General features: G+C 60.9%; 14 protein-coding genes and 1 tRNA gene. 4 read left to right on the plus strand and 11 right to left on the minus strand.

Going from position 1 to position 15,553, the window contains the following annotated elements:
- Positions 1-297 precede the first annotated feature (297 nt).
- From GEV38_RS21975 to GEV38_RS21990, 4 genes are all read left to right on the plus strand, one after another.
- On the plus strand, positions 298-1,185 hold the full coding sequence (locus tag GEV38_RS21975) for an alpha/beta fold hydrolase (protein WP_013974016.1): 888 nt from the start codon (positions 298-300) through the stop codon (positions 1,183-1,185).
- Positions 1,186-1,296: 111 nt separating this feature from the next.
- Positions 1,297-1,370: transfer RNA gene (locus GEV38_RS21980), tRNA-Gly, on the plus strand.
- Positions 1,371-1,535: 165 nt separating this feature from the next.
- The gene (locus GEV38_RS21985; RefSeq protein ID WP_054573857.1) at positions 1,536-3,242 is read left to right on the plus strand and encodes a SulP family inorganic anion transporter; all 1,707 of its coding nucleotides are present in this window, start codon (positions 1,536-1,538) and stop codon (positions 3,240-3,242) included.
- Between the two features lie 215 nt (positions 3,243-3,457).
- Positions 3,458-4,468 (plus strand): DUF4917 family protein, encoded by a 1,011-nt coding sequence (locus GEV38_RS21990; RefSeq protein ID WP_039613744.1) that lies wholly within the window; start codon positions 3,458-3,460, stop codon positions 4,466-4,468.
- A gap of 488 nt (positions 4,469-4,956) precedes the next feature.
- On the opposite strand, the gene GEV38_RS21995 is transcribed toward GEV38_RS21990, so the two are convergent.
- The 11 genes from GEV38_RS21995 to cpaB form a co-directional block, all read right to left on the minus strand.
- On the minus strand, positions 4,957-5,889 hold the full coding sequence (locus tag GEV38_RS21995) for a lipopolysaccharide assembly protein LapB (RefSeq protein ID WP_239688309.1): 933 nt from the start codon (positions 5,887-5,889) through the stop codon (positions 4,957-4,959).
- Position 5,890: 1 nt separating this feature from the next.
- On the minus strand, positions 5,891-6,859 hold the full coding sequence (locus GEV38_RS22000; RefSeq protein WP_054573858.1) for a type II secretion system F family protein: 969 nt from the start codon (positions 6,857-6,859) through the stop codon (positions 5,891-5,893).
- Between the two features lie 27 nt (positions 6,860-6,886).
- Positions 6,887-7,873, minus strand: a complete 987-nt coding sequence (locus GEV38_RS22005; RefSeq protein WP_102083281.1) for a type II secretion system F family protein — start codon at positions 7,871-7,873, stop codon at positions 6,887-6,889.
- On the minus strand, positions 7,870-9,312 hold the full coding sequence (locus GEV38_RS22010) for a CpaF family protein (RefSeq protein WP_054573860.1): 1,443 nt from the start codon (positions 9,310-9,312) through the stop codon (positions 7,870-7,872). The genes GEV38_RS22005 and GEV38_RS22010 overlap by 4 nt, the downstream gene beginning before the upstream one ends.
- 3 nt (positions 9,313-9,315) lie before the next feature.
- Positions 9,316-10,533, minus strand: a complete 1,218-nt coding sequence (locus GEV38_RS22015; protein ID WP_054573861.1) for an AAA family ATPase — start codon at positions 10,531-10,533, stop codon at positions 9,316-9,318.
- Positions 10,527-11,030, minus strand: coding sequence for a TadE/TadG family type IV pilus assembly protein (locus GEV38_RS22020; protein ID WP_054573862.1), 504 nt, complete (start codon positions 11,028-11,030; stop codon positions 10,527-10,529). Before GEV38_RS22020 ends, GEV38_RS22015 begins: the two co-directional genes overlap by 7 nt.
- Complete coding sequence (locus GEV38_RS22025; protein WP_054573863.1) at positions 11,030-11,500, minus strand: TadE/TadG family type IV pilus assembly protein; 471 nt, start codon at positions 11,498-11,500, stop codon at positions 11,030-11,032. The genes GEV38_RS22020 and GEV38_RS22025 overlap by 1 nt, the downstream gene beginning before the upstream one ends.
- Positions 11,501-11,509: 9 nt before the next feature.
- Positions 11,510-12,829 (minus strand): TadE/TadG family type IV pilus assembly protein, encoded by a 1,320-nt coding sequence (locus GEV38_RS22030; protein WP_081014030.1) that lies wholly within the window; start codon positions 12,827-12,829, stop codon positions 11,510-11,512.
- Between the two features lie 35 nt (positions 12,830-12,864).
- Positions 12,865-13,146, minus strand: coding sequence for a hypothetical protein (locus tag GEV38_RS22035; RefSeq protein WP_173896019.1), 282 nt, complete (start codon positions 13,144-13,146; stop codon positions 12,865-12,867).
- 15 nt (positions 13,147-13,161) lie between these two features.
- Positions 13,162-14,649, minus strand: coding sequence for a type II and III secretion system protein family protein (locus GEV38_RS22040; RefSeq protein WP_054573866.1), 1,488 nt, complete (start codon positions 14,647-14,649; stop codon positions 13,162-13,164).
- Positions 14,650-14,736: 87 nt separating this feature from the next.
- Complete coding sequence (gene cpaB / locus GEV38_RS22045) at positions 14,737-15,549, minus strand: Flp pilus assembly protein CpaB (protein ID WP_054573867.1); 813 nt, start codon at positions 15,547-15,549, stop codon at positions 14,737-14,739.
- Positions 15,550-15,553 lie beyond the last annotated feature (4 nt).

Consider the following 15,553-nt stretch of genomic DNA (forward strand, 5'->3'; position numbering starts at 1 on the left):
GTCACATTTTCCCCCGAACGGCACTTGCGGGATTCCCGACCCACTGCTTGAATCCAAATCGTCAGTCTGCATGTGACTACCAAGTCACGACCGCAGTCGCAGACACTTTTTGCCGGCCACCCAAGGCCTCGATGCCTTGGGGCACGGCGAATTGCCCGCCAAAAACAATACCGTCGACGCACGTGCCAAGGATCGACACAGGGCCCCCCGGTTTCTCTTCAGGCAAATGCCTACCTGTCATAAAGAACGTGCACCCTAGGTGACGCGAATACCCTTTTTGCGCCAGGAGTCGATGACATGAGGCCAGAAATCGCTGTACTTGATATCCAAGGTCAGTATCGGGTTTACACGGAGTTCTATCGCGCGGATGCGGCCGAGAATACGATCATCCTGATCAATGGCTCGCTTGCCACCACGGCCTCGTTCGCCCAGACGGTACGTAACCTGCACCCGCAGTTCAACGTTGTACTGTTCGACCAGCCATACGCGGGCAAATCCAAGCCGCACAATCGCCAGGAACGCTTTATCAGCAAGGAGACCGAAGCGCATATTCTCCTCGAGCTGATCGAGCACTTCCAGGCAGACCACGTGATGTCGTTCTCGTGGGGTGGCGCAAGTACGCTGCTGGCGCTGGCGCACCAGCCGCGGGGCGTGAAGAAGGCAGTGGTGAGTTCGTTCTCACCGGTGATCAACGAACCGATGCGCGACTACCTGGACCGTGGTTGCCAGTACCTGGCCGCCTGCGACCGTTATCAGGTCGGCAACCTGATCAACGACACCATCGGCAAGCACCTGCCGTCACTGTTCAAGCGCTTCAACTACCGCCATGTCAGCAGCCTGGACAGCCACGAGTATGCGCAGATGCACTTCCACATCAACGAGGTGCTGCAACATGACCTGGGGCGGGCGCTGGATGGTGCACGCAATATCGACATCCCGGTACTTTTCATCAATGGTGACCGCGACGAGTACACCACGGTCGAAGATGCGCGGCAGTTCAGCAAGCACGTGGGACGCAGCCACTTCAGCGTGATCCGCGATGCAGGCCACTTCCTGGATATGGAACACAAGGCCGCTTGCGAGGACACTCGCAGTGTCATGCTGGGGTTCCTGAAGCCAACCGTGCGTGAACCTCGTCAACGTTACCAGCCTGTAAAACAGGAGCAGCATGCATTGGCCATCTGAGCAACTCGGCGTCCTGTGGCTCAAACCCGCAAACCATGGGGCGCCGACAAGCTTTTTAATAACTTGGGCTTCTAATTCGTTGAGGGTTCTGGTAAAAAGTGCTGCGCAAACGCGGGTATAGTTTAGTGGTAAAACGAAAGCTTCCCAAGCTTTAGTTGAGGGTTCGATTCCCTCTACCCGCTCCACATCGCATTCCCGCATGGCGTTCCAGCAACGTCATCGCTGTCAAAAGGAGCCCAGGCTCCTTTTTTCGTTTCTCCCCCCTCCCTTTGACCTGCCCCATGGCCATTTGCCTGCCGATCCGCTTCAATGCGTGGATGGATTCGTGAAGCATTTCGAAAGGACGACGCATGTTTCTCTCCCGCTGGCTACCGGGCCTTGCCAACCTGCTGCACTACCGCCGCGAGTGGTTCCACGCCGACCTGCAGGCCGGCCTCTCGGTGGCGGCGATCCAGATTCCCATTGCCATCGCCTACGCGCAGATCGTCGGCCTACCGCCGCAGTACGGCCTGTATGCCTGTGTGCTGCCGATGATGGTCTATGCCCTGATCGGAAGCTCGCGCCAGCTGATGGTCGGCCCAGACGCCGCCACTTGCGCGATGATCGCCGGCGCCGTGGCGCCGTTGGCCATGGGCGAACCGCACCGGATTGCCGAGCTGTCGGTGATCGTCACCTTGCTGGTCGGGGTAATGCTGATCGCGGCCGGGGTGGCCCGGGCCGGGTTCATCGCCAGCTTCTTCTCGCGGCCGATCCTGATCGGCTATCTCAACGGTATCGGCCTGAGCCTGATCGCCGGGCAGTTGTCCAAGGTGGTGGGGTTCAAGATCGAGGGCGACGGTTTCATCCTCAGCCTGATCAACTTCTTCCAGCGCCTAGGCGAAATCCACTGGGTGACGCTGCTCATCGGCATCGCCGCACTGGGCCTGCTGATCTGGCTGCCACGACGCTACCCCCATCTGCCTGCGGCGCTAACTGTAGTGGCGCTGTTCATGCTGCTGGTCGGCCTGCTCGGCCTCGACCGCTTTGGCGTCGCCATTCTCGGCCCGGTACCTGCCGGCATCCCGCAGCTGGCCTGGCCACACAGTAACCTGGCAGAAATGAAAAGCCTGCTGCGCGACGCCCTGGGTATCGCCACCGTCAGCTTCTGCAGCGCCATGCTCACCGCACGCAGCTTTGCCGCCCGGCACGGCTACGCGATCAACGCCAACCACGAATTCGTCGCCCTGGGCGTAAGCAATCTGGCTGCCGGGGTTTCCCAGGGCTTTGCCATCAGCGGTGCAGACTCGCGCACTGCGGTCAACGACATGGTCGGTGGCAAGAGCCAACTGGTGGGCATCATCGCAGCACTGGTCATCGCCCTGATCCTGCTGTTCTTCACCGCGCCGATGGCGTGGATCCCGCAGGCCGCGCTGGGTGCCGTGCTGCTGATGGCAGGCTGGGGGCTGATCGACATCAAGTCGCTGAAGCATATCCGCCGCCTGAGCCGCTTCGAGTTCTGGCTGTGCCTGCTGACCACGGTCGGTGTGCTGAGCCTGGGCGTGCTTCCCGGCATCGTGTTTGCCGTGACCCTGGCGATCCTGCGCCTGCTGTACAGCATCTATCAGCCCACCGACGCGGTGCTTGGCTGGCTGCCCGGCACCGAAGGCCAGGTGGACATCCGCAAACACAAGGATGCCCGCACCGTGCCAGGCCTTGTGGTGTACCGCTTCGACGACGCGATCCTGTTCTTCAACGCCGACTACTTCAAGATGCGCCTGCTCGAAGCGGTGCAGAGCCAGGAACGGCCCAGGGCCGTGCTGTTCGATGCCGAAGCGGTAACCAGCATCGACGTCAGCGGCATCGCCGCCCTGCGCGAAGTGCGCGACACCCTGGCCGCGCAGGGCATCTTCTTTGCCATCGCCCGCGCTCGCGGCACCTTCCTGCGCATGCTGGTGCGCTCGGGGATGGCCCGGGAGATGGAAGACAAACTGCTGTTCGGCTCGGTGCGGGCGGGCATTCGCGCCTATCGGGTTTGGCGTAACAGGAGTCGCGTTGAGCAACGGGCTGAACAAGGTTGAAGCATTGCGTCGTTGCTACTGGCCATATCGCCAGCAAGCCGGCTCCCACAGGTACTGCACTGCTCTCAAGGCCTGTGGCGAACCGTGGGAGCTGGCTTGCCGGCGATAGGGCCAGTACAGGCTGCACAAAGCAGTTGCCTGGACACCAACCCTCGCACACTTTGCATGACATGCTAAAGTCGCCCCCGTTCCCGCTCCACCCAACGGACCCCAGCATGCCCGCACTAGACGCCACCCTCACCCCCTGGCCGGAACTCGCCGCTCGCCACCCTTGCGACGCCCTGCTGCTGGGCAACGGCGCCAGCCGCGTGCTGTGGAAGCCGTTCGGCTACTTCTCGCTGTTCGAGGAAGCGCAACGTGCCGGGCGCAAGAAAGGCCTGGCCGTCAGCGACCAGGCACTGTTCAAGTCACTGGGTACGGAACTGTTCGAGCCGGTGCTCAGCGCCCTCAACACCACCGTGCGCACCAACGCCGCGCTGGCCATCAACTCCACCGCGCCGCTGAACCGCTACTACTCGATCAAGGAAGCGCTGATCCACGCCGTACGCACGGTGCACCTGCCGTGGCCACTCATGCCGGCCACGACCCTGGCAACCCTCAACCAGGCGCTGCGTGGCTACCGCAGCGTCTACACCAGCAACTATGACCTGCTGCTACCGTGGGCCGTGCAACACGCCCCGCAGGGTTTCGCCGAACTGTTCGACGAGCAAGGCTTCTTCGACGTGCGCCGCACCAACGGCGAAGGCACGCGGGTACTGCACCTGCATGGCGGCCTGCACCTGCTCAAGCTGCCCGACGGCACCACCCGCCAACGCAGTGCCGACAGCGCCGAACTGCTCGATGGTTTTGCCGTGAACATCCCGGGCGAAGTGCCGCTGTTCGTCAACGAAGACCGCAGCGACGAGAAGCTGCGCGCCATCCGCAACTCTGACTACCTGGGCTGGTGCCTGGGGCAACTGGCGCGGGAAAGCCAGGGGCTATGCCTGTTCGGGCTGCACCTGGACAGCAGTGACCAGCATCTGCTCGAAGCCATCCGACAGGCCCGGCCGAAGCATCTGTCGATTGCCATACGGCCATTGAGCGAGGCATCGGTGATCAACCAGAAGCAGCATTTTGTCGACAGGTTCGGGGATATGCCGGGGACGGTGCTGCACTTCTTTGATGCCAGTACGCATCCGTTGGGGCAAGCAGCGTTGGCTATTGAAGCACCGCTCACCCACAGGTGAAGTGGACCAATTGGGGGCCGCTTTGCGGCCCATCGCCGGCAAGCCAGCTCTCGTAGAACAACACCTGACTCATTGGTTCGGCGAGGTTCTGTAGGAGCAGCCTTGTGCTGCGAAGAGGCCGGTACAAGCAACAGACAGGCATTGTCAGTACCGGCCTCTTCGCAGCACAAGGCTGCTCCTACAAAGGACGCGTCAGACGAGCGAAATTTGTTCTCTGCGCGACAGCGCAGCCCAAAAGGGCTGGGCAATCTCCCACAGGGATCGCCCAACTCCTGAATTCTGCGCGGTACCTGTGGGAGCCGGCTTGCCGGCGATGGGCTGCGTAGCAGCCCCGTTTACGCTATCTGACAGGCATCAGCGCTTGCCCGCTGAACCCCATCAAGGCGCCGACGCGGTTGTCACCTGCACGGCCGGGCCAACTGCAACCGGCTCGGGCATCGCTACATCGCCGCCCAGCTGGCGGATTTGCCGAATCTGCTGGACCCTGTTCAGGTTTTCCCAGGCGACGGGGTAGTGCCCGGCGACAACTCGATCGCGCTGCGGAAAAACTGCTCGGCCACATCCAGCTTGCCTTCCACCAGGCAGACATAGCCGACATCATTGCTGGCCTCGGCACGCTTTTCGACCTGTTCGAAGGCAGATACCGCCTCCTCATAGCGCCCCATGCGAGCCAGCAGCAACCCATAGTTGCGCCAAAGCGGTTTGTAGGTGCCGTCGTAGCTCACACCACGCTTGTACCGGAGCTCGGCATCGGCCCATTGCCCGGCCATATAGTAGGAATACCCCAGGCTGTTCTGCACCAACGCCGAACGTGGATCGATGAGCTCGGCCAGGCGGTAGTAGGTCTGCGCCTCGGCGAAGTTGTCGGCCAGATCCGCGAGCACCCCCAGCCCGTTGTACGCCTTGAGCGGTGACTTGCTGTCGACCCTGAGCGCAGCCGCCCCTGTCTGGGTGTTGGCCGCGTCCTTGACGAAGCGTTTCTGATCCACGGCAACTGCCTTCAAAAGCATCACCTTGGCCTGCTCATGTTTACGCATGGACAGGTTCAGCAGGCCCATTTCAGTCAGCGCATCAGGGTTTTCCGGCGCCTTGCTCAGTACCTCGGTGAAAGCCATCTCGGCAAGCTGGTTATTGCCCCGTTCGCGGTGGATACGGCCAACCCAGACCAAGGCCTCATAACGTTCGGGCGCCAGCTCGAGGACGCGCAGGTACTGGTACAGTGCCTGGTCCAGGTCACCGGCCTGGTAAGCCATCGCGGCCATCTGCATTGCCTGGTCGGGCGAGTTGCTCTGCGACTGCACCTGGTAGAGCACCGAATTGCCACCGGAGTAGACAGAACGCACCCCATTCAGGTCAGGCCCAGTGCTCTGGCACCCCGAAAGCACGGCTATCACGGTCAACAGCAAACTGATCCTGTTCATGTCATGGATTCCCGAACGTTCTAAGTATCCCGATGATCACCGGGCCGATGGCAACCAGAAAAAAGCTTGGCCACAAACAGAAAATTAGCGGAAAAACCAGCTTCGTTCCGATTTTCGCGCCCATTTCTTCTGCGGCCTGCATGCGCCGGTCACGAAACTCCTCGGCATAGATGCGCAAGGTAGCCGCTACACTGGTGCCGAAGCGGATGCTTTGGGCCAACAGGCTGACCAGGCCCTGGATGTCTTCCAGGCCAGTGCGATCTGCCAGTTGCCTGAGCGCTTCGGTACTGGAAATGCCGGCGCGGATCTGCACATTGACCAACGCCAGCTCCTCGGCCAGTTCGGCTTGGCTGACCGCCATTTCTTCGGCCACTCGTTCGATAGCCTGGGGCAACGCCAGGCCCGATTCCACGCAAACCACCATCAAGTCCAGGGCATCAGGAAAGGCCGCGCGCAACCGGCCCTGCCGAGCATTCTTGCGCTTGTCGATGTACACGGCCGGCAGCAGCCATCCGACGGCAGCGCCCATGGCTACCAGTCCCATGATCTTGAGCGGGGAAAAATTGGGAACCAGCGGCAGTATCAACAACGAGATACCCATCAGCATCAACGGCAGCAGCAAACGCACCGCCCAGTACACCTGTACCGCTGAAGCCGAGCCGTATCCAGCATGGGTCAACAGGGCTCGGGTGGCTGACACTTGCCCCTCCGTAGACGGGGTAACGCGCCGACCTACACGCTCCAGTAGAAGCTGCAGGCTTCCTGGCGGCTCCCGACCGGCCGCGGCGCTGGAGTGGTCACGCTTGATCAATGCAAGACGGCGTTGCAGTGGGCTCTGCAGCCCCAGCACCAGCAACGTCACGGTAATAACCGCAATGACCGTGCTCATCCCGATCGCACCGACGATCAGGAGGCGTGTCAGTGCCTCATTGTCCGTCACCCGACTCAATAAACCGAGCAAATAATCCATGACCGACGCCCCCGTTGCGAGAACTGCTTAAACCTGGATTCGGATGATTTTGCGAATCCAGAGGATCCCGGCCAGCATGGCTCCGAAAGCCGCCATGATAAGTTTTTGGCCGAAAGGATCGTTGACCAGCGCTGGCAAATACTTGGGGCTAGTGAGCATGATCCCCGCCGCCAGCACAAAGGGTACGGCCACCAACACCCAAGCCGACATTCGCCCTTCGGCCGACATAGTCTTGACCTTGCGCTGAAAGCGAAAACGCCCCCGGATCAGGCTACTCAAACGCTCCAGCACTTCGGTCAAGTTGCCGCCAGTCTCGCGGTGAATGAGGATCGAAGTAACCATCATCATCACCGTCATACTCGGCACCCGTTCCAGCAGGCCAAGCATGGCCCGGCGCACATCGTTACCGTAGTTGATATCGGCGAAGGTCAGGCCGAATTCATGCGCCACCGGTCCCTTGTGCTCCTCTGCCACCAGGCGCAGGGTTTCATTGAAGGGATGCCCAGCGCGCAATGCCCGGCACATGGCTTCCAGCGCATCCGGCAAACCCTCCTCGAATCTGGCGAAACGAATGCCACGGTCATGGATAATTTTCAGCAGCGGCAGCCATAACGCCACGAACGCTGCCGCCAGCGCCAACCACCAGTAAGGAAAGAACAGCCAGGCCAGCATCCCGGCAGCCGCTGCAAGCACGAGCCCCATCAGTAGTACCCGATAGGCCCGATAATCATGCCCGGCCTGCTCGATCAACTGCGTCAGCGTCGCCATGAAGGGCAATTGTTCGAGCCACGCCTCCAGTGGCGACAAACGTGTCAGGTATTTCTGCCGCAACACGGTCTGCATGTTCGGCAGATGGCTTGCCCGCTCCAGAATCACCAATCGGCTACGGATACGTTTGCGTACCTTACCCGCCTCGCCGAATACTGGCACCACCAACCCTTGGCTGAGGAGAAACACGGCAACGAACACCATGCCAAGAAATATCAGGATGAACTCACCAGGTATTTGGCTCATGGCTGACCAACCTCCATCCATTCCGGTCTGAACATAGTCAGCGGCAACTCGATCCCGCGCTTGGCCAAAGAATCGCGAAAGGCAGGGACCATACCACTTGGCCGGAAGTCACCAAGCACCTGGCCCTGTTCGCCCAGGCCATTGCGGACGAACGAGAATATCTCGGTCATGGTGATGATTTCGCCCTCCATGCCGTTGATCTCCTGCACACTGACCAACCGCCGCTTGCCGTCTTCCTGCCGCTCCAGCTGGATCACCACATCGATGGCCGATGCGATCTGTTGACGCATGGCCTTGATCGGGAACGTGGCACCAGACATCAAGACCATGTTCTCAACCCGGCCCAACGCATCGCGCGCGGTATTGGCGTGGATCGTGGTCAGCGAGCCATCGTGGCCGGTGTTCATTGCCGTCAGCATGTCTAGCGCCTCGGCGCCGCGCACCTCACCGATCACGATACGGTCGGGGCGCATCCGCAGGCTGTTGCGCACCAGCTCACGCTGGCCCACCTCCCCGCGCCCCTCGATATTCGCCGGTCGTGTTTCCAGGCGCACCACATGCGGCTGCTGCAGTTGCAGTTCGGCCGAGTCCTCGATGGTGACGATGCGCTCGTTATGCGGAATGAAACTGGACAGCACATTGAGCATGGTGGTCTTGCCGCAGCCGGTGCCGCCGGAGATCAGCACGTTCAGCCGGCCCCGCACGATCGCCTTGAGCAGCAACGCGATGGCCGGGGTCAGGGCGCCCGCCTGGATCAGGCTGTCGACATTGAGCAGGTCCACCGCAAAGCGGCGTATCGAGATACTTGGCCCGTCGATGGCAAGCGGCGGGATGATCGCATTGACCCGTGAACCATCCTTGAGCCGCGCATCTACCAACGGCGAAGACTCGTCGATACGCCGGCCGAGGCTGGAGACGATGCGGTCGATGATATTCAGCAGGTGCTGATCATCGCGAAAACGCACATCGGTGCGCTGCAACTTGCCGAACCGTTCGACGTATACCGAGTCATGCCCGTTGACCAGAATGTCGGACACCGTATGGTCGGCCAGCAGCGGCTCCAACGGGCCAAGGCCAAGCACTTCGTCGGTGATCTGCTTGATGATCAACTGGCGGCTGGCAGAGCTTACCGGCGCCGAATGCTCATCGAGCAGACGCTGGCAGATATCGCGGATCTGCCGCACGGCCTCGGCCTGCTCGAGCGAGTCGAGCAAGGACAGGTCCATGACCTTGAGCAGTTGCTGATAGGTCCTCTCCCGCCACTCGGCTTCCACCGATGTGACCTGGCTTTTCGTTTCAAACAGGACATCCGGTGCCAAATGTTCCCACGCCATCAGTGCCTCTGCCGGGTCCTTCGCGCCGCCACCCTGCTTCGACGGCGTCGATGCCTCGGGGGTGACTGCCTGTTTGCGCAAACGGTTACGGAAATCGCTAAGCATGGTTCACCCCCGAAAAACACGCTTGAAGGCGCGTTTGAACAGTCCGCTGTCTGTGGCCACCTGCTTGCCCACCAATTCCTCGGCCAGCCCACGCAGCGCATGGGTGATCGCCGAGCGAGGTGCTTGCAGGCCTAATGGCACACCTGTGTTCTGGCTCTGGTTGATGACGCTGAAGTCATTCGGCAGTTTCACGATGTTGGTGCAGCGCAGCGCTTCGCCGATATCCTTGAGGCTGACCGGCGCCGCCTTGTCGTAGCGGTTGACCACCACCTCCAGCTGATTGCCGCGCACGCCCAGGTCATCGCGCAGAATGCGTGCCAGGGAACTGGCGTCGCGCAGGTGGTTGACGCTCTGCTGCACCACGACGTACACCCGGTCGGCCTGCTCCAGCACCGAAGCGGTGATGTGATCGATCTGCCGCGGCAAGTCCGCCACTACCCAGTCATAGTTGGCCCGCGCCAGTTGCAGCAGCGCATCGAGCTGTTCGGCCTGGACATCCTGCGGCAGACACAGCTCATTGGCGCGGCTGCCAAGCACATGCAAGGACGGGCTGAAATGGCTGCAGAACCCGCGCAGTGCCACCCCGTCCATTTCTTTTATCTGCTGCAACACGTCTAGTTGGCTGTGCGACTGCGCCACATCCAGATGATGCGACACGCTGCCAAACTGCAGGTCCAGGTCAAGCAACAGGGTGTTGCCCTTGAGGCTGAGCTGATGCGCCAGGTTGCAGGCCAGCACCGTGCCGCCGGAGCCACCCTTGGCATTTATCACCGCGACCAGTTTGCCTGTTGCCGTGCTGTTGGTCTGGGTTTCCATGACCATACGGTTCAAGGCAGCGATAAGCTCCGTGGCAACGATGGGCTCCGGCAGAAAGTCGCGCGCACCGGCCTGCATCGCCAGGCGCATGCCTTCCCGATCGTCCAGCAGGCCACACACCAACAGCGGCGGGCGCTCATGGGCCGGGCGTTGCAACAGGGCCGCCAGTTCCTCACGCCACAGCTGACCAACGCGCAGCAGCAGGAAATCGGGCATCCGGTCCAGCCCGTACAACGGGTCGCAATGCCCATTGCTGACCTGGCGAACATTCACCTCCAGACCGGCGATGCGCTGACAGATTTCTTGCAGCTGGCGCAAGGCCAAGGCGTCGGAGCTGCTGATCAACAGACGCATCCCGGGTTTGATGGAGGTAGCGGATACGGAAGATTCCCTAAGATTCAGCATGGCGTGATCTCCGGTACGACATCCGCCTCGGTATGACGCCCGAGGCTCTCGCGAGGTAAGGTCGCCTTGAATACTGGCAGGGTAATGGGCACCCCAAAACCTGGAATAAACAGGCTGAATTGAAAGTTCTGCAGCGTCAGCTGGACATAGCGGACAGCGGCAAACCCGGTGGCGTTCACCAGATCACCGGGATTGGCGACCTGTGCACCGTTCTTGTCCAGGTAGCGCAGGGTAAGGTCCGAGGTGTCCAGGTCGGCCAGCAGGCCACTGGCTCCACTGTCGCCCGCACTGTTGAATATTGCCCGGCGCAGCACCACCGGATCGCTGATATTGCACACCGCTGCCAGACGTGCACCACGCCTCACGGACTCATTCAGCACGTTCACGGTGTAGTACAGCCGGCCTATTTCAAGCACCCCGAACAGCAGCGTGAACATCAACGCACTGACGATGGCGAACTCCACCACATACACGCCCTGCATGCTTCTGCGCTTCATCACAGTGCCCTCATCACAGTGGTGGCGACCAACGGGAAGTTCAGTGCCGTGCCGTTGCCGATAAACGCCGGAATACCGCTGGCTATCAGCGGGGAAAAGACCGCACTGATGGTCACCTGCACGTGGTCGTTGGTACCCGCCACCTTGGCAACCTGCACGCTAGTGTTAGCGGGCATCCCGGTCAGGCTGCAGGGCGGCGTGGAGGGTGCACCGTACACCGCCACGTACTTGGTCATGCACTCGAGGTCGGCGCTCACTTCGACCTTGCCCAGGGTCGAGTTCCAGGCCTGGCTGGCGACAAAGCGTGCGGCATCCCGGCTGCCCTGCAGCAAGCTGTTGTACTGGTAAAGCATTCGGCCGAATTCGCCGAAGGCCAGCAAGGTCAGGAGCAACAGCGGCAGGGTGATGGTGAATTCGACGATTGCCACCCCGTGCTGGCGCTGCGCACGCTTGAGCCGATGAAGTTCCATGACACGCTCCTAGGAGTCGGTGCTCGGTGTGCCACTGCCACTGATAAAGGTTTTGTACAACTGGATGATCTGCGGGCCGGAATCGTCTTGCGGTGTAGGCCCAGGCACACCGTCGCCTTCGCATTGCTTGACGAACTGGCCGAAGATCTGCGAATCCCCGCCCGAGTTGTCCGCTGGCTGCACTACGTAGAAGCAACCGAAACCGATGACCGGAATCGACGATGCCCCCGAGTTCTTGCCCGAACAGTCGCCCACCACGATCTTCAGCATCCGCCGCTCGAAAACTCCACCCGACTGGCAACCCGTACCGCCTGCGACACATGCGGCGGTCTGCGCGGCATAGTCGTTGTAGTCGAACAGCGGCGTGCCGCCAGCAGACAGGTTGCCATTGCTCGAAGTGACGACTTGGCCTTGGTGCTCCACTTGGTTAGGCGTGATAGCGTCGTTGTACTTCATTACCGGATTGCTATAGGTCGTCACCAGGTCTGGCGGATAGTCCGAACTATTGAGCGACCCGGCATACTGGCCGAAGCGAGTATTCAGGCCTTTCACAGCAGGGCCAACCGTGTTGCCAGGCTTGGTAGCGGCGTTGTCACCGACATTTCGGCAAACCGAGGCGCCACCAGCCATGAGTTCGCCAACCGCCTTGCCGCCCGAGCCAAAATCGAGCAGCTGAAAATTGCCCGGGCCAATCGGGTCGCTGTCCTTGGAAGCTGATTTCAAGACCTCCAGGTCACCAAAGCGATACCCCCAGAACATGCCGGTATCCGGGGTGTATTTGGTCGGATCCCCACACACCAGCAGCGGCGCAAGATCACATGGACTGGTGGGGCTCGGCCCGGCGGTGGCAATCGCCGTCACGCTTTTGGTCCCCACGGTTCCTGTACCGATTGACTGGGCGAAGCTCCAGAAAAAGCCCGCCAGTGAGTAATTCGATACCGAGACCCGCACATAGGTGGCATTGGCCGGCCCGGGGAAGGAGAAAGGCCCATAGACATTGTCTGCCAACTCCACCACGGCAAATCCGCCAGGGTTGCCGCCGATTGCCGTCAACAGCTCCGTGTTGCCAGCGGCCTTGGCATTTTCGTTGAGGGTGAAGAGCGCGGCTGCTCGTGTGGTACTGGCAGAATTGCCAGTGCCCATCACCTGGCTCAGGGTCTTGGCGCCACTGAGGGCGGCGGCGTCCACGGCATTCTGCAGTCGAGTCTTGTTCAACAACATGTGACCGCCATCGAGCACCAACGCTGCCATCATCAGTATCGCCAACAGGGCGATCACGATGATGACAGTTACTGCCCCCCGCTGTTGGCCTGGCGGCGCGGTGAACATCCGTTGAGCTCGAGGAGTCATGATTACGCCCTCAATCAGCGAATTGAATCAGTGACTTGGATCTGGATCGGCTGACCGATCTGCTGCGCATCACCAGTCGTCCCCCGGTAGCTATTGATCACCTTCTCCAGTAAAGGCCCGTCAGAGCCAGCGGCCGGCACTTCAGTGCCTGGGTTGGCGGCTACCTGCTTGTCGGCAATCTGCTGGTAGGTGGTCTGGTAGACGCTGTAGCCCAACGGGCCAACGCGCCCTTCGTCGTACGACATACAACCCGACAACCCCGACAGCAGCACGCAACACACGATCATGCTTCTCATGCTGGTTCTCTCCGATCAATTCAGGTCATGGCCAAAGTTGCCACCGCTGACACCGAGGCTCACGGGGACCGCGCGCCCCGGCTCACTGCCCTTGGTCTTGCCGAGCAGGTAGAAGTCCAGGTCACTGGGCTCGACGAACTTCTCGGTGGGCAGGCGCACCGCCTTGGCATCCACAGGCTTGGCGAGGTGCGGCGTCACCAGGATCACCAGTTCGGTTTCACCGTTGATGAACGATTGGCTGCGGAACAGGTGCCCGAGTATCGGCAAGTCCCCCAGACCCGGGAAACGGCTGACGAAATCGCGAGTGTTTTCGCTGATCAAGCCGGCGATGGCAATGGTCTGGCCATTGCCCAGTTCGACCGTGGACTCTGCGCTGCGCTTGGTCAGCGACGGAATAACCTGGGAAACTCCATCGCCCAGGATGCTGCTGAGGCCCGTGTCGAGTACCAGCGAGTTAGCGTTGGAAAGCTCGCTCACCGAGACATTCAGGTTGAGGTTGATACGCCCGGAGTCGAGCACCACCGGCAGGAACTTCACGCCGACACCGAATTCCTTGTATTCGATGGTGATGCCATCATCCTCGGTGATCGGCACCGGGAACTCGCCACCAGAAATGAACTCCGCCTGCTGGCCGGTCAGCGTGGTGAGGGTGGGCTCGGCCAGCACCTTGGCCGAACCATTGTCCTTGGACGCCTCCAGCACCACGTTGAAGAGGAAATCGTCGGACAGGAACTGTGCGAACAAGCCTTTGCCGCCACCAATCAGCGAACCTGGCGAAAGAATCGACCCGCCACCTGGAGTCAGGCCCAGTCCTTGACCATTGTTGAACCCACCACCGCTCCAGTTGCCGGACGAGCCAAGGGCATTGAAGCGCACGTTGAGGTTCTTGATCAGGCTGCGCTGCATCTCTGCCACTTTCACTTCCAGCATCACCTGCTGGCTGCCACCGACGCTGAGCAGGTTGATCACCTCCAGCGACTGAGCCGGTGCCGCTTCGGCGGCTTCACCCTTGCCTTGCACCACACTCGAGGTCTGCGCGGCATAGGTCTTGGCCACTTTCATCGCTGTGTCCATGGCCGCGGCGCTGCGCACCTGACCACGCAGTACCAACGCGCCTTGTGCGCTGAACACCTCGATGTTCTCCTCGGGCAGCAGCTGGTGCAGTTTGGTCTTGAGCCCGGTGAGGTCATGCACAACCTCCACATCCATGGTCTCGATCAAGCGGTTGTTGCTGTCCCACAGCAATACGTTGGTAGTGCCGAGGGAACGGCCGAGCAGGTAGAGCTGGGTCGGGCTGGTGATCAGGATATCGGCGATATCCGGGTTGCCGACCGAAATTTTCCTCACCGGCGTACGAGCGCTGATCGTCCGCGACTTGTAGATGGGCACCTGGACCATGTTGGCGTTGGCCGCCGGCATGGCGCTGTATCCCGATCCCGGTTCTGCAGCCTGCGTCACGCCGACGAACAGCAGCTGCGTACCAAGCCCGCACAACAGGTACATCCCTAGTCTCTGCAAAGTATTCATACACAACTCCTTGCTAGGTATTCTTGTTCCTGCCGAACGTTAGCCATTCGGACGCCTGCCGCCTTAAAACCTTGCTTTCGCTACTTCAACTTCAGTCCCACGGATGATGGTGACCGCGCCACCGTCACTACTACGATTTACCACCGGTCTTGGTTGGGGTTTGAATGCTGGCGTTGCAGCCTTCACCGGCTCGACAGCGGCAACGGCTGGCGCCTGCTTCTGAGCGTCCAGCGGATTGCGCAGGGCCAGCTGCAACTTCCCTTCGGATTGCGCCCTGACCAGCACCTCGGCCTCTTTGGCCGACATTTCCAGGGTCACGGCACGTACCACCACCGGCTGGGTCTTGTCCGTCCCTGCAGTCTGGTCCACGGCCAATACCCGGAGGTCCTGGAGGATGGTTCTGGACTCAGCGTCGTTACTACCGCCATTGCTTTGCTTGGTCGCCAGAACATCGACCCGGTTACCCGGCAACAGGAACCCGCCCACCCCGACCACGTCATCCACACGCACCGAAATGGCGCGCTTGTCTGGAGCAATCAATGAAGCCAGGGTACTGCCACCCAGGTGCTCGGCAAGGCGAGCACTACGCAGCACATCGCCGCGCAACAGTGCGAAAGTGGCAATCTTGCCAACCACCTTTTCATTGCTGTCGAAGGCATCGTCGGGCACCGCATCCTTGGGCATGCGCACGATAGCGACCTGCTGGGCCTCGATCATCTGCCCGAACGGGATCTCCACCGTAGCGACCACCACGTTCTTCATGTTGTCATCCGGGGCGGCGTTGAGCCGACCATTGAGCCAGTTGTTGGCCATCCAGGCGGCGCCAAGCCCCAGGGTCAGGGAAACGGCAACCAAGGTCAGCGTACGGGCACTCATGTCT

Source organism: Pseudomonas sp. 13159349, assembly GCF_013305685.1.
GTDB lineage: Bacteria > Pseudomonadota > Gammaproteobacteria > Pseudomonadales > Pseudomonadaceae > Aquipseudomonas > Aquipseudomonas asiatica.